Source organism: Paraburkholderia saeva, from assembly GCF_907164555.1.
GTDB lineage: Bacteria > Pseudomonadota > Gammaproteobacteria > Burkholderiales > Burkholderiaceae > Paraburkholderia > Paraburkholderia saeva.
Map to the genome: position 1 here is coordinate 127,341 of NZ_CAJQZC010000002.1, position 25,172 is coordinate 152,512.

Below are 25,172 nucleotides of genomic sequence, written 5' to 3' on the forward strand. Positions count from 1 at the left end.
CGTTCGTCGAATGGGCTGTTTCACGCTCACACGACCTTCGGCCGCCCTACAATCCGTCTGGTTACCATGTGCGCCATTCATCTGCGATTTCAGGAGGAAACTTGAACGCCAACGCACCGCGCTATTCGGCACCTGCACTGGAAAAAGGGCTGGACATCATCGAACTGCTGGCGGATCACGCGCCGGGTTTGTCTCTTGCGGAACTCGCAAAAGAGCTCGGCCGCACCACCGCCGAAATATTCCGGATGGTCGTGACGCTGGAAACGCGCGGCTATCTCTGCACCATCGGCGACCGGTATGTTCTGTCGCTGCTGCTCTTCCAGCTGGCGCACCGGCATCAGCCCGTGCGCTCACTCGTATCGAGCGCGTTGCCGCTGATGACACAACTCGCCAGGGATGCCTGCCAGTCGTTTCATCTGTGCGTGTATCAGAAGGGACGTGTCCTGATCGTCGCGGGCGTCGAAAGTCCGGAGCGCTGGGGCTTTGCGTTGAAGGTCGGCACGTTGATCGGGCTGACGGATACCGCGTCGGGACAGGTACTGCTCGCCTTCCAGGAAGAGCCCCAACGCGGCGAAATGCTGGAACTGCATATCCCCGTGGACGGCGAACGGGCCGTCGAGTCGCAGCAGCTGGCGAAGGACCTCGCGCAGATCCGCAGACACGGTAATGCCCGCATGTCCAGCCGCCAGGTCAAGGGAGTGAGGAATCTGGCCTATCCGGTGTTCGGCCAGGACGGTCATGCCATTGCGGCACTGACTACGCCGTATATAGAGCGCATCGACGATGCCCCTGTGCCAACCTTGGCCGAAGTCGGCGAGATGATGAAAAAGGCAGCAGACACGCTCACTTCATTGATGGGCTTCAACGTTTATTGGGACACAGCCTCGGGGCCCATGGCGAACCGATAGGCTTCGCTGTAAGTCGCCCGACACTCGCCTCAAAACGGGTGAGCGGGCACGTAACAAGGTTGGAAGACCGGAACCCCACACAAACCTGCGAGCCTTTCGACTCCGTCGCCGCGGCCCGTCCCTAAACGTGCGGATGCAGGGCATACAAAAAACCCCAACGCGCCTTAAGACGCATTGGGGTTACTCGCACTTCTCGCAAAACTTCTAGAAGCAGCGACCGCCAGAAAAAATCAGGCAATCCGCTCTTCATTCGACGGATCGAACAACACAGCCTTCGACACATCAAACAGCAACGTCGTATTAGCCAGCGGCTGCGGGTTCGATGCCGGGTGAACGCGGCTAACAATACGCTTGCCATTCACCTGCGCGAACACCAGAGTATCCGGCCCCGTCGGCTCAATCACGTCGACCTTTACTTCGACAGGCTGCAGCTTGCCGCCTTCGACGTTATGCGCGCTACGCGCATCGGTAATACGCTCAGGACGCAGCCCCAGAATCACTTCGCGCCCAACGTGCGACTTCACCTGACCCGATTCGAACGGCAGATTCAACACGCTGCGCGTCACACCCGTATCCAGCTCGATACCCACACCCGCGCCCGCTTCAACCAGTTTGCCCTGAATGAAGTTCATCGGCGGCGCGCCGATAAAGCCGGCAACAAACAGATTCGAAGGCGAATCATAAATTTCCTGCGGCGCGCCGAACTGCTGCACGACACCATCCTTCATGACAGCAATCCGGTCGCCCAGCGTCATCGCTTCGATCTGGTCGTGTGTCACATAAACGATCGTCGTGCCCAGACGTTGATGCAGCAGCTTGATTTCCGAACGCATCTCGATACGCAGCTTCGCATCCAGATTCGACAGCGGTTCGTCAAACAGGAACATCACCGGATCACGCGCCAGCGCACGACCCATCGCCACACGTTGACGCTGGCCGCCCGACAGTTGCCCCGGCTTGCGATCCAGCAAATGCGTGATCTGCAGCGTGTTCGCCACGCGCTCGACGATCTGCGTCTGCTCAGCCTTCGGCACCTTGCGGATGTTCAGGCCGAACGAAATGTTCTCGCGCACCGTCATCGACGGATACAGCGCATACGACTGGAACACCATCGCGATATCGCGATCTTTCGGCGACAGGTTGTTCACCGTCTTGCCGTCGATCTGGATCTCGCCCTTCGTCACGGTCTCGAGGCCGGCGATCATGTTGAGCAGCGTCGACTTCCCGCAACCCGAGCCGCCCACCAGAATCAGGAACTGGCCGTCTTCGATGTCGATGTTGACACCCTTCAGGACCGGCACCCCGTTCGGGTAGGTCTTGTACACGTCACGGATGGAAAGGCTTGCCATGCTGTGATTCCTCTAGTCTCTGTACTGCTTTCTTTGCGCCCTCGCCGGCCAGCCGGCAAGCACGCCTTGTTCAGGGCCACCAGCGCCACACTTCGCGCGCCGGCAGCATGTATGGGATCGGCTCTCGATCAGCCCTTCACCGCGCCTGCCGTCAAACCACGCACAAAATAGCGGCCCGCGATGATGTAGACGAGCAACGTCGGCAGCGCCGCGATAATCGCGCCCGCCATATCGACGTTGTATTCCTTCACACCCGTCGACGTATTCACGAGATTGTTCAGCGCCACCGTGATCGGCATCGAATCGACACCGGAGAACACGATACCGAACAGGAAGTCATTCCAGATCTGCGTGAACTGCCAGATCAGGCAGACCATGAAAATCGGCAGCGAAACCGGCAGCAGGATCTTCGTGAAAATCGTGAAGAAACCCGCACCGTCAATCCGCGCCGCCTTCACGAGTTCAGCCGGAATGCTGACGTAGAAGTTGCGGAAGAACATCGTCGTGAACGCGATACCGTAGATCACGTGAACCAGCACAAGACCGCTCGTCGTGTTCGACAGGCCAAGAAAGCCTTCGAAACGTGCCATCGGCAGCAGGATCGCCTGGAACGGAATGAAACAGCCGACCAGCAACATCGTGAAAATCGGATCCGCGCCACGGAAGCGCCAGTGCGTCAGCACATACCCGTTGAACGCGCCGATGATCGACGAGATCAGCACGGCCGGAATCACCATGCGCACGGAGTTCATGAAGAACGGTTCCATGCCGTCGCATCGCACACCCGTGCACGCGCCGCTCCACGCCTTCACCCACGGATCGACCGTCCAGTGTGTCGGCGGCGTAAGCAGGTTGCCGGTGCGCAGCTGGTCGATGTCCTTGAACGACGTCGACAGCATCACGTACAGCGGGAACAGGAAATACAGGGCAAACAGAATCAGCGCCGCGTAAATGACGGCACGGCTGATCGTCATCTTAGGCTGCATTGCGCGTGCTCCTCGATTCCAGATACATCAGCGGCACGAGCACGGCCACGACGGTCGCGAGCATCATCATCGACGATGCAGCGCCGACGCCCAGTTGCCCGCGATTGAACGAAAACGTGTACATGAAAATAGCCGGCAACGACGAAGACGTACCCGGACCACCCGCAGTCAACGCGACAACCAGGTCGAACGTCTTGATCGTGATGTGGCAAAGAATCAGCAACACCGAGAAAAACACCGGACGCATGCTCGGAATCACGATCTTGCGGTAGATGGTCGGCAGGCCCGCGCCGTCCATCTGCGCAGCCTTGAAGATTTCGCCGTCAACACCGCGCAAACCGGCGAGGAACAGCGCCATCACGAAACCGGTGGACTGCCACACGGCCGCCACCACGACGCAGAAGATCGCCTTGTCAGGGTCGCCCAGCCAGCTAAACGAGAAGCTCGTCCAGCCCCAGTCGTGGAACACCTTTTCGAGGCCGATGCTCGGCGTCATGATCCATTGCCACGCCGTGCCGGTCACGATGAACGACAGCGCCATCGGATACAGGAACACGGCGCGCAGCGCACCTTCGTTGCGGATCTGCTGGTCGAGCAGGATGGCGAGGAACAAACCCAGGCCGATACAGATGCCGATGAACGGAATGCCGAACCAGCCGAGATTGGCGGCCGACGTCCAGAACACGTCGTTATCGAACAGCTCACGGTAACGGTCGAGACCGACGAAATCGTAGCGTGGCATCAGTCGCGAATTGGACAGCGACAGATAACCGGTAATCAGGATAAAACCGTAGACGAACACAAGGCTGATCAGGACGCTGGGTGCGAGCACCAGCTTCGGGATATAGCGATCGGCCAGCGCCGCCATGGGCGACGTGCGGCGGGTGACGGAAGCCGTCTTTTTCCCGTTTCCGCTGATAGAAGCAGTCACTACTCGACTCCTGCTGAAACGATGCCGCCGGTGAGCTCACGCATGAAACGCGCGATGCGGGCAGGCAAAGGTGTGACTCTCGGTGAAGCACTCAAGGCACTCGAACAACGTGCTGCGATGCTGCTGAAAGAACCTGCTCGAAGCACCCGGCGCCTGCGTGGACAGGCGCCGGGCACATCACTTCATTACTTCGTCTTCGCTGCCTTCGCGAGCGCTGCAACGGCGCTCTTCGAATCCTGCTGCGAGTTCATGAACTTCGTCACGACGTCCGAGATCGCGCCTGCAGCTGCGTCCGGTTGAGCCATGCCGTGTGCCAGCGAAGGCACATAGCCGCCCGACTTGATCGCAACCTGTTCATCCGCGTACGACTTCTTCGCGCAGTCGTCGAACTTGTCCATCGAAACGCCCAGACGAACCGGGATCGAGCCCTTGTTCAGGCTGAACTGTTCCTGGAAGTCCGGCGACATGATCGTCTTCGCGAGTGCGAGCTGACCCGGCGTTGCCGACTTCTGGCCCTTCTGCTGGAAGAACACGAACGAGTCGACGTTGAACGTGTACGACTTTTCCGTACCCGGCACAGCGGCGCAGACGTAGTCCGTGCCCGACTTCTTGCCGGCGTTGGCGAATTCGCCCTTCGCCCAGTCGCCCATGAACTGCATGCCGGCCTTGCCGTTGATGACCATCGCCGTTGCCAGGTTCCAGTCACGGCCCGTGCGGCCCGCGTCGAAGTAACCCTGGATCTTGCGAACCGTGTCGAACACGCCAACCATCTGATCCGACGTCAGCGTCTTCTCGTCGAGGTCCACCAGCGCCTTCTTGTAGAAGCCCGCGCCTTGCGACAGCACGACGTCTTCCCACAGCGTCAGGTCCTGCCACGGCTGGCCACCCATCGCGATCGGCTGAATGCCCGCGGCCTTCATCTTGTCAGCCAGCGCGAAGAATTCCGGCCACGTGGTCGGCGCCTTGCCGCCTGCCTTGTCCAGCGCTGCCTTGTTGATGTACAGCCAGTTCACGCGGTGCACCGAGAACGGCGCAGCAACGTAGTGGCCGTCAGCGTGCATGATCTTGTCGATTTCCGGCGGCAGGTTCTTCTTCCAGTCGCCAGCGGCTGCGTCGATCGGTACCAGCACGCCTTGAGCGGCCCAGTCCTGGATCAGCGGGCCCTTGATCTGGGCTGCGCTCGGCGCGTTACCCGAGATCACCTGCGTCTTGAGTGCCGTCATGGCAGCCGCACCCGCGCCGCCAGCAACCGCGAAGTCCTTCCACGTGTAACCCTGCTTCGTCATGTCGTCCTTGAGGACGCCGACGGCTTTCGATTCGCCGCCCGAAGTCCACCAGTGCAGCACTTCGACCGACTCGGCCGCCTGAGCTGCCGACACGCCACACATCAGACCTGCGGCGCACAGAGCGCCCATGATCGCGCGAAATTTCATTGCTTATCTCCTCCAGACACCTGAACAAAAAACGAATGCCCCTGCATAAACAGGGTGCGGTGGTTTGGTCAAACAGGCAAAACAGGGCGGTCGAACGTCGGGCAGCCGATGTGTATGTACATCGCCGGCGCGCCGGAATCCGGCCGCTGGACGCTCAGAAGATGAGTGGTTCGGGATGCAACTGACTGTCTCCTCTTTTGATTTTTGCCTGCCCGCTGTGGCGCGCTGCAGACTCGAGGGCGGACCGCGCAAGACTTCGGACATCCGCTTTTGCAGGCCACCCGGTTACCCAGCCAGCCCGTGCAGAAACGCGATGTCCGTTAGCATGCGAGGACGCTTCGCTCATTCGGGAAAACGCGCATCTCTCTTGACAGCGCACGCTTTTTTTATCGAATTAGCGTTACCTCTTGATTTGGATTGTAGTTAAACTACAATTCAGTGTCAAAAAAAATTTTATCGGACTACGGTCGCCCTTCCCGCCTCACCGGCGACCCCCAAGACATCGACGGAGACTCATGCAAACCGATTCAAGTTTCACCTTCGTTCTCTTCGGCGGAACCGGCGATCTGTCGATGCGCAAAATCCTGCCGGCACTGTATGAAGCGCACCGTGCAGGCGGCATGCTGGCTGAAAGCGGCAGGATCGTGGCGGTCGCGCGTCACGCGGAAGACCGCGATGGTTACCTGCAGTGGGTCAACGACCACGTCAAGCCGTACGTCTCAAAGAATGGTCTCGATGAAGCTGCATGGGCAAGCTTCCTCAAGCGCATCGATTACGTGAAGCTCGATCTGGGCAAACATGAAGACTTCGCGTTACTGCGGGACGCCGTGAGCGACCTGCCCGGCATCCGCGTGTTCTATCTCGCGACGGGCCCGTCGCTCTTCGTGCCGATCTGTCACGCGCTCGCCTCGGTCGGCCTGAACGAAAACGCCCGCATCGTGCTCGAGAAGCCGCTGGGCTACGACCTGAAGTCGTCGAATGCGATCAACGATGCCGTCGGCGAAATCTTCGCGGAAGAGCAGATCTACCGTATCGACCACTACCTCGGCAAGGAGCCCGTGCAGAACCTGCTGGCGCTGCGTTTCGGCAATGCGCTCTTCGAGCCGCTGTGGCGCCGCGAGTGGGTCGAGAGCATCCAGATCACGATCGCAGAAGAACTCGGCGTCGAGGCGCGCGGCGACTTCTACGACAACACCGGCGCGTTGCGCGACATGGTGCAGAACCACTTGCTGCAACTGCTTTCCATCGTCGCGATGGAGCCGCCGCATTCGATGGATTCCGATTCGGTCCGTGACGAGAAGCTGCGCGTGCTGCGCGCGCTCAAGCCGGTCGACGAACGCGATATCGGCAAGGTTGCCGTACGCGGCCAGTATCATGCGGGCGGAATTCGTGGAACGCCGGTGCCGGCGTACGCAACCGAGCCTGGCGTGAAGAAGGACAGCACGACGGAAACGTTTGTCGCGCTCAAGGTGGAAATCGAGAACTGGCGCTGGGCCGGCGTGCCGTTTTTCCTGCGCACCGGCAAGCGGCTGGCCGATCGCGTCGCGGAAATCGTCGTGAATTTCAGGCCGGTGCCGCACTCGGCGCTGGGTTCGCCGGCGTTGCGTCCGGGCGCCAATCGTCTGGTCATTCGCCTGCAGCCGAACGAAACGATTCGTCTGTATTGCCTCGCGAAGCAGCCGGGCGAAGGCATGAACCTCGCCAGCGTTCACCTCGATCTCGCGTTCGACCAGTTCTTCCGCGAAGGTCAGATGGAAGCGTATCAACGTCTGCTGCTCGACGTGATCCACGGTCGCCTCGCACTTTTCGTGCGTCGCGATGAACAGGAAGCTGCATGGCGCTGGGTTGAGCCTATCCTGAATGAGTGGAGTGGCTCGAACAAGCCGCCCAAGCCGTACGCGGCTGGCACGTGGGGACCGGCGGCGTCGAGCGCGATGCTCGCGCAGCACGGCACGTGCTGGCTGGAAGAAGAGAACTGACGTCGCATTACCTGTCGGGGCACGCGGAGGTTCGCGTGCCCCTGACCGTTGCAACGCCGCATTCTGGGAAGTATCGAGCCGGCCGGTGTTTCTGGCCTCTGCCTCGCGACGCAGCATAATGCGCGTCGCACACCGGCAGAAAGCCGGCTGCCTTACGTCCCGCAAACCTACAAGAAAGCAGCATGGAGGAGAAGTGATCGAGCTTCACGCTTTCGACGACCAGAACGCCCAATCCGGCGCGCTGGCGAAAGCGGTGGGTGACGCGTTACATGCGTCTCTCGCCGCGCAGGCGAACGCGCCTCAATCTGGCGCTCGCCGTGCAACGCTTGCAGTATCCGGCGGCTCCAGTCCGCGTCCGTTTCTGCAGACGTTGTCGACCCACCCGTTCGACTGGGCGCACATCGACGTGACGCTCGTCGACGACCGCTGGGTGCCCGAAACCGATGCCGCCAGTAATTCGCGCCTCGCGCACGAAACGCTGTTGCAGAACGCCGCGGCCGCCGCCACGTTCTGGCCGCTCGTCGATACTGCGCAGACACTCGACGCCCACATCGCCGCCCTGAACGCCGACGCCGCGCGTCGCGTGCCGGACGTCGCGATTCTCGGCATGGGCGAAGACGGCCATACGGCCTCGATCTTCGCCGACGCACCCGAGTGGGACTTTGCGATTACGACGCCCGAGCGTTTCGTCGCCGTGCATCCGGGCAACGCGCCGCATGCGCGTGTGAGCTGGTCGCTTTCCGCGCTGCAACAGGTGGGCCATCTGTATCTGCTGATCGCCGGACCGCGCAAGCTGGAGGTGCTGCAACAGGCCGCCGCTGCGCCACAAAAAAATGCCATCTCGAAGTTGGCAAACGACAAGGGAGTGAGACTCGATGTCTACTGGTGTGCAAACTAAGGCTGTCCCCGCTGCGGGCCAGCACGCCGACGGACCGAGGCTGCTCGCGGACATCGGGGGCACCAATGCGCGTTTCGCGCTTGAAACCGGTCCCGGTGAAATCTCGCAGGTGCTCGTGTATCCGTGTGCGGAATACCCGGGCGTCGCCGAAGTCATCAAGAAGTATCTGAAGGACACGAAGATCGGCCGCGTGAATCACGCGGCGATCGCAATTGCGAACCCGGTCGATGGCGACCAGGTCAGCATGACGAACCACGACTGGACGTTCTCGATCGAAGCGACGCGCCGCGCGCTCGGCTTCGATACGCTGCTGGTCGTCAACGACTTCACCGCGCTTGCGATGGCGCTGCCGGGCCTCACCGATGCACAGCGCGTGCAGGTGGGCGGCGGCCAGCGTCGTCAGAACAGCGTGATCGGCCTGCTCGGCCCGGGCACGGGCATGGGCGTGTCGGGTCTGATTCCCGCCGACGACCGCTGGATCGCGCTCGGCAGCGAAGGCGGTCACGCGACGTTCGCGCCCGCCGACGAACGCGAAGACATCGTGCTGCAATACGCGCGCAAGAAGTGGTCGCATGTGTCGTTCGAGCGCGTGGCGGCAGGCCCGGGCCTCGAAATCATCTATCGCGCGCTCGCGGGCCGCGACAAGAAGCGCGTGCCGGCCAACGTCGATGCACCCGAAATCACCCGGCGCGCGATCGAAGACAACGAGCCGCTCGCGCTGGAAACGGTCGACTGCTTCTGCGGCATTCTCGGCACCTTCGCCGGCAATATCGCGGTGACGCTCGGCGCGCTGGGCGGCATCTATATCGGCGGCGGTGTCGTGCCGCGCCTCGGCGAGTTCTTTGCGAAGTCGTCGTTCCGCAAGCGCTTCGAGGCGAAGGGCCGCTTCGAGGCGTACCTCGCGAATGTGCCGACGTATGTGATCACGGCGCAGTATCCGGCGTTCCTCGGCGTGTCGGCGATTCTCGCGGAACAGCTGTCGAATCGCGCGGGCGGCAGTTCGTCGGCGGTGTTCGAGCGTATCCGCCAGATGCGCGATGCGTTGACGCCGGCGGAACGCCGCGTCGCGGATCTCGCGCTGAATCATCCGCGCTCGATCATCAACGATCCGATCGTGGATATCGCGCGCAAGGCCGACGTGAGCCAGCCGACGGTGATCCGCTTCTGCCGTTCGCTCGGCTGCCAGGGTCTGTCCGATTTCAAGCTGAAGCTCGCCACGGGACTGACCGGTACGATTCCGGTGAGCCACAGCCAGGTGCATCTCGGCGATACCGCGACCGACTTCGGCGCGAAGGTGCTCGACAACACCGTGTCGGCGATCCTGCAGTTGCGTGAGCATCTGAACTTCGAACACGTCGAGCGTGCGATCGATCTGCTGAACGGCGCACGACGCATCGAATTCTATGGCCTCGGCAATTCGAACATCGTCGCGCAGGACGCGCACTACAAGTTCTTCCGCTTCGGTATTCCGACCATCGCGTACGGCGACCTGTACATGCAGGCCGCTTCAGCCGCGCTGCTCGGCAAGGGCGACGTGATCGTGGCGGTATCGAAGTCGGGCCGCGCGCCTGAGCTGCTACGCGTGCTGGATGTCGCGATGCAGGCCGGCGCGCAGGTGATCGCGATCACGTCGAGCAACACGCCTTTGGCCAAGCGCGCGACCGTCGCACTGGAAACCGATCACATCGAGATCCGCGAATCGCAGCTTTCGATGATCTCGCGCATCCTGCATCTGGTGATGATCGACATCCTGGCGGTGGGCGTGGCGATCCGCCGCGCGGCGCCGAACCCGGAAGTAAGCGAAGCCGTCACGCGCGTGCGCGAACGCGCCGACGACGATTCGACGGCCGTGCTCGACTGGTTGAGCCATGGCGCGGCGTCTTCGGCGAAGGACTGAGTTTTAGCTGTTGCGTTTCGATGTAATAAGGCGCCGGGCTCGTGAGAGGCCGGCGCTTTTTTTGCGCGGTTTCGTCCATGCGCGGTTTGCGTCGAATACGTTCAGGTCGGGCCCAGTGGCCGGGCTCCTCCCCGGTCGTCCGACAGGGTCAGGAAGTCACCGTCGTTACCGATTTTGGTAGTGCCAGGCAGAACGATTAAAATGCTCGTAAAATCGATCGCAATCCTTTTAATGCTCGATTTTACGATCGATGCGCTCCCATACACGGGAACTTGACGCACAGTGATTGATGGCCCAATATGCTCGATATATCGAGCATTAGGCTCCTAATGAATGTTTTAACGAACATGAAGGTCACCCAGGCTTCCATTCTCTCAGCGCCCCTTCTCGAGCAAAGCAAGCACCTCGGGGAACTGCTGGCGCGCCTGCGCATCGCGCGTGGCGTCAAACAGACCGACGCCGCCTTGCGCGCCGGTCTGTCCCGCAACACCGCGTACCGCATCGAGCACGGGGATCCGGGTCTTGCCATCGGCCAGGTGCTGCGATATCTGGACAGCATCGCACCCGGCATGTCGCTCGAAACCCTGTATGCAGAAAAAGATCCGGCGCTGGCGGCCCTGGCGGCGCGCGAGCGCAAATCCAGAGTTCGTGACATGAGCGCAGCAGAGCGCGACGAACTGGATTTCTGACTATTCACGTCACGCTGTCGTGCTGAAAGAGAAAGCCGATGTCAACTCGCGAACCGGCCTGCTAGCGTTTAACTGTGGCGTGACACTTGCGCGAAATGGCTAGCTCGCCATAGGCCCGCGCTTTTCCATCCTGCGTCGTGCCGTTGCGCGTAACGCACCACTCAGACCGCACTCACCCCAGGCAACGGCCGCCCGTGCCAGCGCAGTACAAGCCAGCGGCCCAGCATACACAGCAGCCCGGCCGCACCGATCGTAACGCCCATGCCCTTCGGCGAGCCGTCCTGCCAGAGCCCGACCGCGAGACTCGCGAGCGCGCCGAGCGCGAGCTGCACGGCACCGAACACGGCGGCCGCGGCACCCGCGTTGCGCGGATAGCGATGCATGAGTTCAGTCGTGCAGTTGGCCGACAGCAGCCCGACCACGCCGACCACGAAAAACAGTCCGGCGACGATCGACCACAACCCGCCCCATCCCGTCAGGCAGACCAGCGCGACGAAAAACGATGCGCCGCAACTGATGCCCGAAGCAACCGAGATCATCGGCATCGGGCCGTGCCGACCCACCATCCGCGTGTTCATGAAGTTGCCGAACATGATGCCGATGATGTTGAGCCCGAACAGAAAACCGTAATGCTGCGCCGAGACGTGGAAGTACTCGATGTACACGAACGGCGTCGCGGTGATGTACGCGAACATCGAGGCGAACGCCATGCCGCCGCACAACATGTGGCCCCACGCAACCGGATCGCGCAGCAGCTTGCCGTACGCCGCGAACGACTGCAGTACCGCCGCACCCGCACGCTTCTCACGCGGCCAGGTTTCCGGCACGCGCAGGAACGCCGTCACCGCACAGACCGAGCCGAACGTCGTAAGCGCGACGAATACGACGCGCCAGCCGCCCAGCAGCAGCAACTGTCCGCCGATCAGCGGCGCAAGCAGCGGCCCGATCGACGTGACGATCGCGAGCATCGACAGCACGCGGGCCGCTTCGGTCGGCTCGTGCGCATCGCGGGCGATTGCGCGTGCCAGCACCGACGCCGCGCCCGCGCCGAGCGCCTGGATGAACCGGAACGTCATCAACGAGCCGATCGAGAACGACAGCGCACACGCAACACTCGCGAGCGCGTACATCACGATGCCGCCAAGCAGCACCGGCCGGCGACCGAACGAGTCCGACAGCGGGCCATACAGCAGCATGCCGATCGAAAAGCCGAACATGAAGCTCGTGAGCGTCGATTGCGCGGCGCCTGCGCTGACGGCGAACGCCTGCGCGATCGAGGGCAAGCTCGGCAGATACATGTCGATGGAGATGGGCCCGCATGCGGCGAGCGCACCGAGCAACAGAATCAGCCGGCGATCGGGCCGGCTTCTGGCAGCGAGAGACATGGAAATCCAGATCGGGCGGCCCGCCATGACAAGCGGCGAACGGCGGAAACGACGGGTTGGCGTCCACGCATTGTACGCGACGCTTAAAAGTGCCGTCCGCGATCCGTCCCTTCCGGTGGCCCTCCGGATCACGTTTTCTGCCCGCAGCGTCAATCGGTTACAGTGCTTTTCCTGCCGGCTGCAGCGCCGGCGTTTCCGTAGATGAATCCTTCATGACCGCTTTCCTGCTGATCTGGAGCCCCAAGAAGTGGCCGTGGCCCGAACTGCCCGACGTGGCAAAACGGGTCGCCGCCGGTGAAGCCGTGCTGGACGTGTGGGGCTGCGGCTTCGCGCGCGGCATCGAACCGGGCGACCGCGTGTTCCTGCATCGCGTCGCAAAGGAGCCGAAGGGCATCTTCGGTTCGGGCTACGTGATGCGCGCGCCTTATGAAGTCCCCGATCCGACGACAAAACGCGGCTACCGGCTGTGCATCGACTTCGTATACGACTGGGTCGTCGACGCGCACGAGGACGTCGTCATCCCGCGCGACGCGTTGCGCACGCATCCGTTTTCGGTCCAGACGTGGGACGCGCAAAGCTCGGGCACGTCGATCAAGCCGATCGCCGAAGGCGCGCTGGAAAAGCGCTGGGCCGAACTCACCGGCCGACGCCCGCGCCCCGCACTGCCGGCCCCGGCCGGGCCCGCGCGCCCGTCGAAGCGCAAGGTGCACGCGGCCTGACACTGGCGGGAGCCGGTCCGCGCCCTGCGCCGGGCCCGGCCCGAACGACGCGACTCCGGTACAATTTCGTCACTATCCAGCCGCCGCGACGCCAGTATTGACGGGCTCACCGCCGTTCTTCCATGCGCGAGCCGTGCGTGCTTCACGATCAGGCAGATCACTTTCAGCAGGTCCAACGTTCATGTCCAGCACCTCCAGCACTTCCAGCACATCCCGTAGCCAGGCACTCTTCGAACGCGCCCAGCAGACCATTCCGGGCGGCGTCAATTCGCCCGTGCGTGCGTTCCGTTCGGTCGGCGGCACGCCGCGTTTCATCGAACGCGCACAAGGCCCGTACTTCTGGGACGCCGACGGTCAGCGCTACATCGACTACATCGGCTCGTGGGGGCCGATGATCCTGGGTCACGTGCATCCGGAAGTGCTCGAAGCCGTGCAACGCGTGCTCGCAAACGGCTTCTCATTCGGCGCGCCGACCGAAGCCGAGATCGAGATCGCCGAGGAAATCTGCAAGCTCGTGCCTTCGATCGAGCAGGTACGCATGGTGTCGAGCGGCACCGAAGCGACGATGAGTGCGTTGCGCCTCGCGCGCGGCTTCACGAACCGCAGCCGCATCGTCAAGTTCGAAGGCTGCTATCACGGCCACGCGGACAGCCTCCTCGTGAAAGCGGGCTCCGGTCTGCTGACGTTCGGCAACCCGACTTCGGCGGGCGTGCCGGCCGACATCGCGAAGCACACCACGGTGCTCGAATACAACAACGTCGCGGAACTCGAAGAAGCGTTCAAGGCGTTCGGCAACGAGATCGCTTCGGTGATCGTCGAGCCGGTTGCGGGCAACATGAACCTCGTGCGCGCAACGCCCGAATTTCTCGCGACGCTGCGGCGTCTGTGCACCGAACACGGCACGGTGCTGATTTTCGACGAAGTGATGTGCGGATTCCGCGTCGCACTCGGTGGCGCGCAGCAGGTGTACGGCATCACGCCGGACCTCACGTGCCTCGGCAAGGTGATCGGCGGCGGTATGCCGGCGGCCGCGTTCGGCGGACGTCGCGACATCATGGCTCATCTCGCGCCGCTCGGCGGCGTCTATCAGGCGGGCACGCTCTCGGGTAATCCGGTCGCGGTCGCCGCCGGCCTGAAGACACTCCAACTGATCCAGGCGCCCGGTTTCTACGAAACGCTTTCCACGCAAACCGCGCGCCTCGCGAAGGGTCTCGCCGAAGCAGCGCGCGAAGCCGGCGTGCCGTTCGCGGCCGATTCGCTCGGCGGCATGTTCGGTCTCTACTTCACCGATTCGATTCCCGCGAGCTTCGCGGAAGTCACGAAGAGCGACGTGCCGCGCTTTAACGCGTTCTTCCACAAGATGCTCGACGCGGGTGTGTACTTCGCGCCTTCGGCGTATGAAGCGGGCTTCGTGTCGATCGCGCACGACAACGCCATCATCGACGCCACGATTGCCGCCGCGCGCAGCGCATTTGCTGCGTCTGCAGCCTGATTCCGATTCCGGTTCCACTCCAACCCGACCCGTCGCCGATGTTCTCGCAAACCGATTTCGTCCATATGGAACGTGCACTCGCGCTCGCCGCGCGCGGGATGTACACCACCGACCCGAATCCCCGTGTCGGCTGCGTGCTGGTCAAGAACGGCGAGGTGATCGGAGAAGGCTATACGCAGCCCGCCGGTCAGGATCACGCAGAGATTCGCGCGCTGAAGGATGCGCGCTCGCGCGGCCATGACCTGCGCGGCGCGACAGCCTATGTGACGCTGGAGCCATGCAGCCACTTCGGCCGCACGCCGCCGTGCGCGAATGCCCTGATCGATGCGCAGGTCGAACGCGTGATTGCCGCGATGGAAGACCCGAATCCGCAAGTATCGGGCCGCGGTCTCTCGATCTTGCGCGACGCGGGTATCGAAGTGCGTTGCGGACTGCTCGAACACGAAGCGCGCGAACTGAACATCGGTTTTGTGTCGCGCATGACGCGCGGCCGGCCGTGGGTCCGCATGAAAGTCGCGGCTTCGCTCGATGGCCGCACCGGCCTGCCTTCCGGCGAAAGCCAGTGGATCACCGGAGAAGCCGCGCGCGCCGATGGTCACGCGTGGCGCGCGCGGGCTTCGGCGATTCTCACGGGCATTGGCACCGTGAAGGAAGACGATCCGCGCATGACCGTGCGCGCGGTCGATACGCCGCGCCAGCCGAAGCGTGTTCTGATCGACAGCCAGCTCGACGTACCGCCCGAGGCCCAGATTCTTGTCGGTGCGCCGACGCTGATTTTCTGCGGCAATCTCGACGAACGTCACACGGAGCGTGCCGAAGCGCTGCGTGCGCGCGGCGCCGAGATCGTGCAGATGGCCAACGCGAACGGCAAGGTCGATCTGCCCGCCATGCTGAAGGCGCTCGGCGAGCGCGGCGTGAACGAACTGCACGTCGAGGCGGGCTACAAGCTGAACGGCTCGCTGCTGCGCGAAGGCTGCGTCGACGAACTGCTGATCTATCTCGCGCCGAGCCTGCTCGGTATGGACTCGATGAGCATGTTCAATCTCGTCGCGCCCAGCTCGCTCGCCGCACGCACGCAACTTCGCTTTCATGGTGTCGATCGCATCGGCGAGGACGTGCGGATTCTCGCGCGCTTCGAGCCGCCTGCCGCCGCCGATACACCCGAAGCACCCGAAGCACCCGACGCTTCGCACTGAACACACGCAAAAGGAACCAGCACGATGTTTACCGGAATCGTCGCGGCCGTGGGCCGCATTGAATCAGTCAAGCCACTCGGCAACGATGGCGACGCGGGCGTGCGCCTGAACATCGAAGCCGGCGCGCTCGATCTCGATGACGTGCAGCTGGGCGACAGCATCACCGTTCAGGGCGCGTGCATGACGGTCGTCGTCAAGACCGCGCATTCGTTCGAAGTCGACGTATCGCGCGAAAGCCTGAACTGCACCGCGGGTCTGGGTGAACCGGGCGAAGTGAATCTCGAGAAGGCGCTGCGCGCGCACGATCGCCTGGGCGGTCATATCGTTTCGGGACACGTCGATGGACTCGGCACGGTGACGCATTTCGCGCCGGTCGGCGAATCGCATGAACTGCGCGTGCTCGCGCCGCGCGATATCGGCCGCTATCTGGCGTTCAAGGGATCGATTACCGTGAACGGCGTAAGCCTGACAGTGAACTCGGTGAAGGATCGCGACGACGGTTGCGAGTTTTCGATCAACCTGATCCCGCACACCGTCGAAGTAACGACGCTCAGAAACCTGCGCACAGGCTCGAAGGTCAATCTGGAAATCGATCTGATCGCGCGGTATGTGGAACGGATGCTGTCGACGTCGCAAGACGGTCAGAAACCGTTCGCGTAAGCGGTTTTCGCAGAACCTGCCGGGCCGCGTTCCTCGCGGCCCACGTCGCCTGGTCGCTCGTCTAGCCGGCTGGAACCCCTGCGTCGCTGTCCTCCGCGGAAGCGCGCCCGGGACGGCGAACGGCTCTCACCTTCCCGCTGTTCCCGCCTCCGCAGAAGAACCGGTCGCCGCCATCGGACTCCAGTCCCGACACGGTCACACCCTCGGGCATATCGAGCGTTTCCAGCGCCTCACCGGTTCTCACGTCGACGCGTCTCAGGTCGCTCGCGTCGTTTTCCCAGGTGCCGTGCCAGAGTTCTCCGTCGACCCACGTGACGCCGGTCACGTAGCGTTCCGATTCGATCGTCCGAAGAATCGCGCCTGTTTCCGGGTCGATCTGGTGGATCTTGCGCTCCCGGTACTGCCCGACCCAGAGCGTGCCTTCGGCCCAGGTGAGCCCGGAATCGTTGCCGCCTCCGGGTGCCGGAATCGTGGCCAGCACCTGCCCTGTCTGCGGATCGATCTTTTGGATGCGGCCTGCGGCGATCTGGAACAGATGCTTGCCGTCGAACGCCGTTCCGGCGTCGCCGGCGACATCGATGGAACGGAGCGTCTGGCCGTTCGCCGGATCGAACGCGGTCAGCGCGCGGCCGGCGGCAAACCACACCTGCTGGCCGTCGAAGGTGACGCCAGCCACGGAGTCGACGCCCGGAAAGGGTCCATATTCATTGACGATTCTGGCAGCGGAACGGTTCATGCGCCCATCCTAAACGTTCGATAGTGGAACGGGGAGTAACAACGTCGTCGCGAATCCTGGCATCGGCGGCGTCATCCAGCGGCGCGCCCTGCCACGTCCAGACGACTGCACCTTGCCGGTCGCCGACAGCGCATCGAGCGAGCGCTGCACCGTGCGCTGGCTTGCGCCCAGCACCAACGCGAGCGCCGAACTCGACCACGATTCGCCGTCCGCGAGAAAGGCGAGCACGGTCGCGTGCGGTTCCTCGACGGGCCGCGCCAGCACGACGACCTCCTGTGCCCGATGCGGCACCAGCACAAAGCCGCGCTTCGTCGCGCGCACATCGGCGAGATCGCGCAGCGCCGTGCGAAGCCGCCCGGCCTCGACGCGCAACCGCGCGCGATGCGATTCATCCGCAGCCCTGGCGCGAAACGCCCGCGCGACGAGCGTCTCTCTCGACACATCGTCCGGCCACGCTTCGGCAAGCGTCCGCGCGAGCGTGAACAGCACGGGACGCGTGGCAAGCGGAACCTTCGCGCCTGCGTCACACACGACGTAACGGCACGCGTCCACGACGAGCGCCTTCGATTCCAGTAGCGCTTCGACTTCTTCGAGCACGAGAAGCCGCTCTTCGCCCTGCGCGATGAGACGCGCGGCGGGTGCGTCCAGCATGCGCGACGCGCTGTCGACTTCCGCCATCAGCGCGGGAATGCCTGCGTGGCGCGCGGCGCGACCCGCCCGTATGAGTGCAGCGCGTGCCGGTTTCGCACGCAGGCGCCGCATCGCGATGCCCGCGACGACGAGTTCGTGCGCGGCCCGCGATGCAGGTGGAAACGGCGCGGGGTCCAGCGCAGCGAGCTTGTGTTCGGCGTCGTCGAGGCGTCCCATCAGTAGAAGGCGCCGGACTTCGAGATATCGCGCATGCGCGGCGTTCACACGGTCGCCGTGCGCTTCGAGCGTCGCGCGCGCGCCGTCGAGCGTCTTTGCGGGCCAGCCGAGATCACGCGAGGCCAGCGCGATTTCCGCCTCGGCAACGACACATCTCGCGCGGGCCACCGCCTCTTTCGGACCGAACGCGCGTGCAGCAAGTCGCATGAGCGCCTTCGCCCGAACCAGGTCGCCAAGCTGTGCCATAGCGATGCCGCGAAGCGCGAGCGCATGGGCGTCATCGCGCAGCGCGACACGGTTGAGTGCGCCGAGCGGATCGCCCGCCGCCAGCGCCCGCGCTGCGGCTACGATCAGCGAATCCATGGTCTGGATGAATCCCGCCACACTTGTCACTCCCACCGTCCGTACGCCCGGAACTAATCTATCACGACCAGTAACCGGTAAGTCGCATCCAAACCTGACGGAGGGAAGCATGATGACGGAACACGCAACGGCAACACGGCAAGAATGGCTGGCAGCGCGGCTCGACCTGCTCAAGGCAGAGAAGGAATACACGCGACGCGGCGACGAACTCGCGCAGCGTCGTCAAAACCTGCCGTGGGTGCGCGTCGACAAGACCTATCGCTTCGATACCGACGAAGGCAGCGCGACGCTCGCGGATCTCTTCAAGGGACGCTCGCAGCTTCTCGTCTATCACTTCATGTTCGGCCCCGACTACACGGCGGGATGCCCGTCGTGCTCCGCGATCGCCGACGGCTTCGACGGCATCGTCGTCCATCTGGCGAATCACGATGTCACGCTGATGGCCGTGTCGCGTGCGCCGCTCGCAAAGCTGCGCGCCTACAAGGAGCGCATGGGCTGGACGTTCCCGTGGGCGTCGACGCCCGCGAGCGACTTCAACTTCGACTTCAACGTCTCGTTCACCGAGGCGCAGCAGCGCGAGGGCATCGTCGAATACAACTACCAGCGCGGCGGCCACGCGATGGACGCGACACCGGTGCCGCAACCCGTCGCCGAGTTCGCGGCGACTTGCGGCACCGACGCGCCCACGTATGCGCGCGAGCGCCCCGGCCTCTCCGCGTTCGTGCTCGAGGATGGCGTCGTATATCACACGTACTCGACCTACGCGCGCGGCGTGGATGGCGTCTGGGGCATGTATCAGTGGCTCGATCGCGCGCCTAAAGGACGCAACGAGGCAGGCGTCTGGTGGCGTCGTCACGACGAGTACGCAAACGGCAGCGGGCAGCGTCGTGGCTGACATCGACGCAACGTGCGCACGGGAGCGCGCATCACGCGCTTCCCGGCACGCGTTCCTCGGCGTCTGCGCGCTACTCTTCGCTGCGAGCGCGGCGGTGACGATCGTCCAGGGCGCGTCGATGATGTCGGCGATGGGCGAAATGCCGATGCCGGGCGGCTGGACGATGTCGATGACGTGGATGCGCATGTGCGGACAGACATGGCCCGACGTCGCCGCATCGTTCCTCGGCATGTGGGCCGCGATGACGGTGGCGATGATGATGCCTTCTCTTGTGCCCATGCTGTTGCGTTACCGCGAGGCGGTCTTCAGGACCAGCGAGGCACGCCTCGCCCGGCTGACCATGCTGGTGGGCGCAGGCTACTTCTCCGTGTGGATGGCGTTTGGCGCTGTCGCGTTTCCGCTGGGCGTCGCGCTGGCGCAACTGGAGATGCAACTGCCCGCGCTCTCGCGTGCGGTTCCGGTCGTGGCCGGTATGATCGTCGTGGTAGCCGGCGCGTTCCAGTTCACCGCATGGAAGGCGCGTCATCTTGCATGCTGCCGCGAGATGCCGCAGCGCGGCCGTACGTTGCAGGCGGACGCCGTCACGGCCTGGCGACACGGCGTGCGGCTTGGCCTCCATTGCGGTTACTGCTGCGCGGGGCTGACGGCGATTCTTTTCGTCATCGGCGTGATGGATCTGCGCGCGATGGTTGTCGTCACAGCGGCGATTACCGCCGAACGTCTCGCGCGTTCCGGTGAGCGTGCGATGCAGGCGGTCGGGGTCGCGTTTGTCGCGACCGGCCTGGTGCTGGTCGTGCAGGGTGTGCTCGCGCAATAACGAACGCGCTCGGGTGCGTCTTACTTCGACAGGTGCAGCTTCTTCGAAAGCACGATGCCCCGCTGCGGGCTGACGAGCCAGATGGCGTGGATCGTCGCATGCAACGTGGAGGTTCGCGTGGTGATGTCGGTGGGTTCGTCGATGGTCGGATCGGTGTGTTCTGTCTCGTCGGTCAGATAGGGCGGCTTGATGCTGCACTTCAGGACGATCGCGAAGTCGCCGGTTGTTTCGGCGAATAGCGCCTGCGAAACGGCAACACGTCCCTTGACGCTGCTCTCACGTTTTTCACCCTCCCTCAGTTCAATCAGGTCGATGCGCTGGACGTAGCCCCTGGCCTTCGCCTCGGGCGCCACCACGAGGTGTCGGCCGCGCATCCCGGTCACTGTCTTCCGGAGCTGGATCACGCCAGGACGTTCGTCGTCGGCAAGATCGACGTCGACCGTCAGTTGATGCCTGTTCGACCGGTACAGTATTCCGTACGACGCAGGGATAACGAAGGTCAGTTCGCGATCGAGTCCGGCCGACGCGAGATCCATCTCGTGCGATGTCTTGCCGGTGGGGGCGTGAACAAGACTTCGCACGCGGTCGCCGAGCGAAGGCGTGTCGGCCTTGATCCGCAGTTTTGCGAGGGTGTCTCTTACCACGGCTGGGTCGTCGCCCACGAAAGGCTGCGTCGATGTTGCAACCGCAGAAGCGGATTGTTCAGCGGATGACGAATGGGTGTCAGCGGCTGGCCCCGCCGCGTTCGCGGCGTACGCGAACGACGACGCGCAAACGAGCGCACACGTCGCGATTGAACGGATCAGCACGGATTTTGGATCAGACACGCGGAGCCCCTCCAGGACCCAGCCAGTCTAGCGCAACACCGTAAAAGATGATGTGCAGGCGGCCACGGGCGGGGCCTCGCCCGCAGCGCCGCGATTACATGCGATGTAATTGGCGCAGCGCACCGTCATCCCTACTCTTTGTCTGTCGCGCCGCCGCTTCGGTGGCGCTCACTCACAAGGAGCTACCATGTCCAGCTATCCCGTTCACACCATCGAGTCCGCCCCGGCACACTCGAAGCCCGTGCTCGAACAACTGCAAAAGGTATTTGGCTTTATTCCGAACGTCGCCGGCGCGATGGCGTCTTCGCCGGTGCTGATCGGCGGATTCGTCGGACTGTTCCAGCACGTCCATTCGAGTAGTCTTACCGAGCCGCAGATCCAGACGCTGCTGCTGACCAACGCGGTCACGAACGCCAGCGAATGGGCGGTTGCGTTTCATACGGCGCTGGCGCTGAACCAGGGCGTGCAACCGGCTGACGTCGATGCGATCCGGCACGGAAGGTCACCCGGCGATGCGTCGCTCGCCGCACTCTCGACGCTGGCCCGTACGCTGATCGAAACGCGCGGGCATCTGTCAGAGACCGACCGGAAGCGCTTCGTTGAAGCAGGATTCAGCGCGGAGCAGATCCTCGAAGTCATCGCGGTGGTTGCGGCGTCCACGATCACGAACTACACGGGCAGCGTGACACGGCCGCCGCTTGAGGCGTCGTTCCAGGAATTCACCTGGCACGCGCCTTCACCCGGACGCGGTACCCTCTACCCGCCCTCACTGTAGTAAGGAAATACGATGAGCGTCACGCATTCCGGCCCGAACGTGCCACCGAACGAACTCGGCGAACTGTTGCGTTACTGGCGGGATGCGCGGGGCGTGAGTCAACTCGATCTGTCGCTCGAGGCGGGTATCTCGCAGCGTCAGATCAGTTTCATCGAAAGCGGTCGCAGCGCGCCCGGGCGGCAGACGATCCTGAATCTCGCGCAGTCGCTCGATGTGCCGCTGCGGGAGCGCAACGCGCTCCTGCTCGCCGCCGGTTACGCCCCGCTCTATTCCGGGGCGCCGTGGAATGCGCAGGAGATGCAGACCGTCGTGCGCGCGCTTGAGCGCGTGGTGCGCCAGCACGAACCGTTTCCGGCGATCGTGATGGATCGCTACTGGAACGTTCTGATGACCAATGACGCCGCGCCACGCTTTTTCAACTGCTTCGTCGATATGGCCGCGCGCAGGACGCCGCGAAACATGCTGCATCTGATCTTCGATCCGCAAGGCATGCGTCCTTTCATAGACGACTGGGACAACGTCGCGCGAAGTCTGCTGCAACGCGTATGTCGTGAATCGATCGGTCAGGTGATCGACCGCGACACACGAAGTCTGCTCGACGAACTGCTCGCGTATCCCGGCGTGCCGCGCGACTGGAAATCGCTTCATGTACCGTCCGCTACGCCGACGATGCCTGTCATTCCAATCGGCTTTGTCAGTGAAGGAAAGGTACTGCGTTATTTTTCGATGGTTTCAAATGTGGGCACGCCGCAAACCGTAGCCGCGCAGGAGTTGCGCGTCGAATGCATGTTCCCCGTCGATGAAGACACCGAAGCGCTTCATTTGCAACTGCTGGCTGCGAATCCGCAGGAACGCAGAAATACCCTGAGGTAAGGGCTCTTGCGTGCGACGTTTCAAGTCGCACGCAGGCTGCAAGCCTGTTTCACGCTTGCCAGGCCGGCCCGTCAGGGAAGTGGAACTGATCGAGCGAGGCCGCGTGCATTTCGATGCTATAGCCGGGACGCTGCGGCGGCATGTAGTGCCCGTTGCGGATCACGACAGGATCGACGAAATGCTCATGCAGATGATCGACATATTCGAGCACGCGGTTCTCAAGCGAAGCCGACACGCAGATATAGTCAAATAGCGAAATGTGCTGAACGTACTCGCACAAACCGACGCCGCCCGCATGCGGACAGACCGGTACGCCGAATTTCGCCGCCATCAGCAGCACGACGATCACCTCGTTCAAACCGCCCAGACGGCAGCTGTCGACCTGACAGAAGTCGATCGCATTCGCCTGTAGCAACTGCTTGAACATCACGCGATTCTGGCAATGCTCGCCCGTCGCGACACCGATGGGCTTAAGCCGCTGCCGGATGGCCGCGTGGCCGAGGACGTCGTCTGGACTTGTGGGTTCCTCGATCCACCACGGGTCGAATTCCGCCAGACGCCGCATGTTCGCGACCGCTTCATCGACATCCCACACCTGGTTCGCGTCCATCATCAGCTTGAGGTCCTCGCCGATTTCTTCACGCAGGATACGGGCGCGGCGCACGTCTTCCTCAAGATTGCCGCCGACCTTCTGCTTAAAGTGCGTCCAGCCCTGCGCAACGCCCTCACGTGCGAGGCGGCGAATCTTGTCGTCGTCATAGCCAAGCCAGCCGGCCGAAGTCGTATACGCCGGGTAGCCTTGAGCGAGCATCTCCTTTTCGCGTTCGTTTCTGGTCGACGCGTGACGATGCAACATCGCGATGGCTTCATGCGGTGTGATTGCGTCTGTCACGTAACGGAAGTCTAGACAACGCACGAGCTCTTCCGGGCTCATATCGACGAGCAGCTTCCATACCGGCTTGCCTTCCGCTTTTGCCCACAGATCCCAGGTGGCATTCACGACGGCCGCTGTCGCCAGATGAATGGCGCCCTTGTCCGGGCCGATCCAGCGCAGCTGGCTGTCTGACGTCAGCGAGCGCCAGAACGCACCCATGTTCGCGGCGATGTCCTCCAGCGTTCTGCCGACGACCAGCGGGGCCAGCGCCTTTACCGCACTTACGCAGATCTCGTTGCCTCGCCCAATGGTGAAGGTCAGGCCGTGTCCTGTGAGCGCGTGCGGCGAATCGGTTTCGAGCGTTACGTAGGCGGCGGAGTAATCCGGCGCGGCGTTCATCGCATCGGACCCGTCAAGTGAACGCGAGGTGGGAAAGCGAATGTCCCGAACGGACAGCTTTGTAATCGTGGTCATCTTTGCACCCTCCAAGGGCGAGGTGATCGATTTTTCGCCTGCGAACATCAAGAGCAGCCCGGCGCGTGCATGCGAAGGCAATGACACACCCTTAAGGGTTGCGCCCAGGCATTTGCCCGCGTTGACAACACTGAATCCACCTCCTAGCATGCTAGCATCTTTACTGCAAATCAAGCCCGCCGTGAGCTCTTCTTCCGAGGTAGCGAGTGCCCCCGGCAACCCGTATGCTGCGTTGCAAAAAATCACGGGCGGCGAACGAGGCAGTCTGACTGACGTGGTTGAACACGCGCTAAGAGAAGCGATCATGACGCTGGTGCTGGAACCCGGAATGATGATCGACAAGCTGGCGGTCTGCGAACGGATGGGCGTCTCGCGCTTTCCCGTATCGGCCGCGCTCGCAAGGCTCGAACACGCGGGCCTCGTCGAGGTTTTGCCGCAGCGCGGCACGCGCGTGAAGCCGATCTCGCTTGAGGATATCCGTCAGCATCTGTTCGTGCGCAGCGCACTGGAAGTCGAAACGGTGCGTACCGTCGCGCTCACGCGGGATCGCGCGACGCTGGACGCCCTGGCGCTCAATCTGGATCAGCAGCGCGAAGCCGTTGCGAATAACGAACGCCTCGCCTTTCATGTACTCGATCTGGCCTTTCACGGCGCCCTCTTCGACTCGATCAATTTGCCGCGAGTGAAGGAAATCGCCGCAGTGTCGCGTAACGCACTGGATCGCGCGAGGCAATTGCTGGCGAGTCCTGAGCGGCTCGTGCACACCCTCGAAGAACATGAAGCGATTTTCGAGGCGATCAGCAGCGCGAGAGCCGACGTGGCTGCGAAAGCCATGCACGACCATCTCGATCAGGTCGTGGCCGAGCTGTACCGGTCCGCAAGCGAACGCTCGGATCTCTTTGAACCTTAGCGAGCTGCACTCGCCGTGATCGACGGCGACCCATTTCTGAAACCGTGTGCAATCCAGACGATTTCCTTACGTCGCACACGGTGAGTAAAGCGCGAAATCAACCACTGTCGTGCAGCATCGCTGAATCGCTGCACATGGGATTTAAGAGGCGGCGGCAATGTATCTGGCTTTTCATTGCATCTCCGGTTCTGAATGGCGGTGCACGCCCTGGGCGTGCGCCGTCCGCTTCTGCCATGGGT

Annotated in this window: 23 protein-coding genes; 14 read left to right on the plus strand and 9 right to left on the minus strand. The window is 62.9% G+C overall.

Translation table 11 applies throughout. From position 1 onward, the window contains the following. Positions 1 to 101: 101 nt before the first annotated feature. Positions 102 to 908, plus strand: coding sequence for an IclR family transcriptional regulator (locus tag LPA36_RS04750; RefSeq protein ID WP_407674232.1), 807 nt, complete (start codon positions 102 to 104; stop codon positions 906 to 908). A 230-nt stretch (positions 909 to 1,138) separates the two neighbouring features. Here the strand turns inward: LPA36_RS04750 and LPA36_RS04755 are convergent, their stop codons facing one another. The 4 genes from LPA36_RS04755 to LPA36_RS04770 form a co-directional block, all read right to left on the minus strand. Next, positions 1,139 to 2,257, minus strand: coding sequence for an ABC transporter ATP-binding protein (locus LPA36_RS04755; protein ID WP_228874995.1), 1,119 nt, complete (start codon positions 2,255 to 2,257; stop codon positions 1,139 to 1,141). Between the two features lie 128 nt (positions 2,258 to 2,385). After that, complete coding sequence (locus LPA36_RS04760) at positions 2,386 to 3,243, minus strand: carbohydrate ABC transporter permease (protein WP_228874996.1); 858 nt, start codon at positions 3,241 to 3,243, stop codon at positions 2,386 to 2,388. After that, positions 3,233 to 4,174: a carbohydrate ABC transporter permease gene (locus tag LPA36_RS04765; RefSeq protein ID WP_407674214.1), complete on the minus strand. Its 942-nt coding sequence runs from the start codon at positions 4,172 to 4,174 to the stop codon at positions 3,233 to 3,235. The genes LPA36_RS04760 and LPA36_RS04765 overlap by 11 nt, the downstream gene beginning before the upstream one ends. 185 nt (positions 4,175 to 4,359) lie before the next feature. Beyond that, a complete protein-coding gene (locus tag LPA36_RS04770; RefSeq protein WP_228874997.1) occupies positions 4,360 to 5,607 on the minus strand; it encodes an ABC transporter substrate-binding protein in 1,248 nt (415 codons plus the stop codon). Between the two features lie 515 nt (positions 5,608 to 6,122). Here LPA36_RS04770 and zwf point away from each other — a divergent pair. The 4 genes from zwf to LPA36_RS04790 all read left to right on the plus strand — a co-directional run bounded on the left by zwf (position 6,123) and on the right by LPA36_RS04790 (position 11,070). Further along, positions 6,123 to 7,586 (plus strand): glucose-6-phosphate dehydrogenase, encoded by a 1,464-nt coding sequence (gene zwf / locus LPA36_RS04775; RefSeq protein ID WP_228874998.1) that lies wholly within the window; start codon positions 6,123 to 6,125, stop codon positions 7,584 to 7,586. 193 nt (positions 7,587 to 7,779) lie between these two features. Next, the gene (gene pgl / locus LPA36_RS04780) at positions 7,780 to 8,484 is read left to right on the plus strand and encodes a 6-phosphogluconolactonase (RefSeq protein WP_228874999.1); all 705 of its coding nucleotides are present in this window, start codon (positions 7,780 to 7,782) and stop codon (positions 8,482 to 8,484) included. Further along, entirely contained in the window at positions 8,462 to 10,381 is a 1,920-nt protein-coding gene (locus tag LPA36_RS04785; protein WP_228875000.1) for a bifunctional transcriptional regulator/glucokinase, read from the plus strand. The genes pgl and LPA36_RS04785 overlap by 23 nt, the downstream gene beginning before the upstream one ends. A 347-nt stretch (positions 10,382 to 10,728) precedes the next feature. After that, positions 10,729 to 11,070 carry a helix-turn-helix domain-containing protein gene (locus LPA36_RS04790; RefSeq protein WP_228875001.1) on the plus strand — a complete coding sequence of 114 codons (342 nt, stop codon included), beginning with the start codon at positions 10,729 to 10,731 and terminating at the stop codon, positions 11,068 to 11,070. A gap of 161 nt (positions 11,071 to 11,231) precedes the next feature. Here the strand turns inward: LPA36_RS04790 and LPA36_RS04795 are convergent, their stop codons facing one another. Further along, entirely contained in the window at positions 11,232 to 12,455 is a 1,224-nt protein-coding gene (locus LPA36_RS04795) for a Bcr/CflA family multidrug efflux MFS transporter (protein WP_228875002.1), read from the minus strand. Positions 12,456 to 12,667: 212 nt separating this feature from the next. On the opposite strand from LPA36_RS04795, the gene LPA36_RS04800 reads away from it, so the two are divergent. The 4 genes from LPA36_RS04800 to LPA36_RS04815 all read left to right on the plus strand — a co-directional run bounded on the left by LPA36_RS04800 (position 12,668) and on the right by LPA36_RS04815 (position 16,522). After that, positions 12,668 to 13,174 carry a hypothetical protein gene (locus LPA36_RS04800; protein WP_228875003.1) on the plus strand — a complete coding sequence of 169 codons (507 nt, stop codon included), beginning with the start codon at positions 12,668 to 12,670 and terminating at the stop codon, positions 13,172 to 13,174. A 181-nt stretch (positions 13,175 to 13,355) separates the two neighbouring features. Further along, positions 13,356 to 14,666: a glutamate-1-semialdehyde 2,1-aminomutase gene (gene hemL, locus LPA36_RS04805; protein ID WP_228875004.1), complete on the plus strand. Its 1,311-nt coding sequence runs from the start codon at positions 13,356 to 13,358 to the stop codon at positions 14,664 to 14,666. A 38-nt stretch (positions 14,667 to 14,704) separates the two neighbouring features. Beyond that, positions 14,705 to 15,862, plus strand: a complete 1,158-nt coding sequence (gene ribD / locus LPA36_RS04810; RefSeq protein WP_228875005.1) for a bifunctional diaminohydroxyphosphoribosylaminopyrimidine deaminase/5-amino-6-(5-phosphoribosylamino)uracil reductase RibD — start codon at positions 14,705 to 14,707, stop codon at positions 15,860 to 15,862. Positions 15,863 to 15,886: 24 nt separating this feature from the next. After that, on the plus strand, positions 15,887 to 16,522 hold the full coding sequence (locus LPA36_RS04815) for a riboflavin synthase (RefSeq protein ID WP_228875006.1): 636 nt from the start codon (positions 15,887 to 15,889) through the stop codon (positions 16,520 to 16,522). 61 nt (positions 16,523 to 16,583) lie between these two features. On the opposite strand, the gene LPA36_RS04820 is transcribed toward LPA36_RS04815, so the two are convergent. Beyond that, complete coding sequence (locus tag LPA36_RS04820) at positions 16,584 to 17,258, minus strand: Vgb family protein (protein WP_228875007.1); 675 nt, start codon at positions 17,256 to 17,258, stop codon at positions 16,584 to 16,586. A 9-nt stretch (positions 17,259 to 17,267) separates the two neighbouring features. Continuing rightward, a complete protein-coding gene (locus LPA36_RS04825) occupies positions 17,268 to 18,488 on the minus strand; it encodes a helix-turn-helix domain-containing protein (RefSeq protein WP_228875008.1) in 1,221 nt (406 codons plus the stop codon). Between the two features lie 112 nt (positions 18,489 to 18,600). Here LPA36_RS04825 and LPA36_RS04830 point away from each other — a divergent pair, with 112 nt between their 5' ends. Both LPA36_RS04830 and LPA36_RS04835 read left to right on the plus strand, forming a co-directional pair. Further along, positions 18,601 to 19,383, plus strand: a complete 783-nt coding sequence (locus LPA36_RS04830) for a DUF899 domain-containing protein (RefSeq protein WP_407674233.1) — start codon at positions 18,601 to 18,603, stop codon at positions 19,381 to 19,383. After that, positions 19,376 to 20,200 carry a DUF2182 domain-containing protein gene (locus LPA36_RS04835; RefSeq protein WP_228875010.1) on the plus strand — a complete coding sequence of 275 codons (825 nt, stop codon included), beginning with the start codon at positions 19,376 to 19,378 and terminating at the stop codon, positions 20,198 to 20,200. The genes LPA36_RS04830 and LPA36_RS04835 overlap by 8 nt, the downstream gene beginning before the upstream one ends. Positions 20,201 to 20,220: 20 nt before the next feature. On the opposite strand, the gene LPA36_RS04840 is transcribed toward LPA36_RS04835, so the two are convergent. Next, on the minus strand, positions 20,221 to 21,027 hold the full coding sequence (locus tag LPA36_RS04840) for a hypothetical protein (RefSeq protein ID WP_228875011.1): 807 nt from the start codon (positions 21,025 to 21,027) through the stop codon (positions 20,221 to 20,223). A 187-nt stretch (positions 21,028 to 21,214) separates the two neighbouring features. Between LPA36_RS04840 and LPA36_RS04845 the strand changes: the two genes are divergently transcribed. Both LPA36_RS04845 and LPA36_RS04850 read left to right on the plus strand, forming a co-directional pair. Then, a complete protein-coding gene (locus tag LPA36_RS04845) occupies positions 21,215 to 21,802 on the plus strand; it encodes a carboxymuconolactone decarboxylase family protein (RefSeq protein WP_228875012.1) in 588 nt (195 codons plus the stop codon). A gap of 12 nt (positions 21,803 to 21,814) precedes the next feature. Then, positions 21,815 to 22,675, plus strand: coding sequence for a helix-turn-helix domain-containing protein (locus tag LPA36_RS04850; protein WP_228875013.1), 861 nt, complete (start codon positions 21,815 to 21,817; stop codon positions 22,673 to 22,675). A 49-nt stretch (positions 22,676 to 22,724) separates the two neighbouring features. Here LPA36_RS04850 and LPA36_RS04855 read toward each other — a convergent pair whose 3' ends face one another. Beyond that, positions 22,725 to 24,023 (minus strand): L-fuconate dehydratase, encoded by a 1,299-nt coding sequence (locus LPA36_RS04855; RefSeq protein WP_228875014.1) that lies wholly within the window; start codon positions 24,021 to 24,023, stop codon positions 22,725 to 22,727. A 148-nt stretch (positions 24,024 to 24,171) separates the two neighbouring features. Between LPA36_RS04855 and LPA36_RS04860 the strand changes: the two genes are divergently transcribed. Beyond that, a complete protein-coding gene (locus LPA36_RS04860) occupies positions 24,172 to 24,933 on the plus strand; it encodes a GntR family transcriptional regulator (RefSeq protein ID WP_228875015.1) in 762 nt (253 codons plus the stop codon). Positions 24,934 to 25,172: the final 239 nt, after the last annotated feature.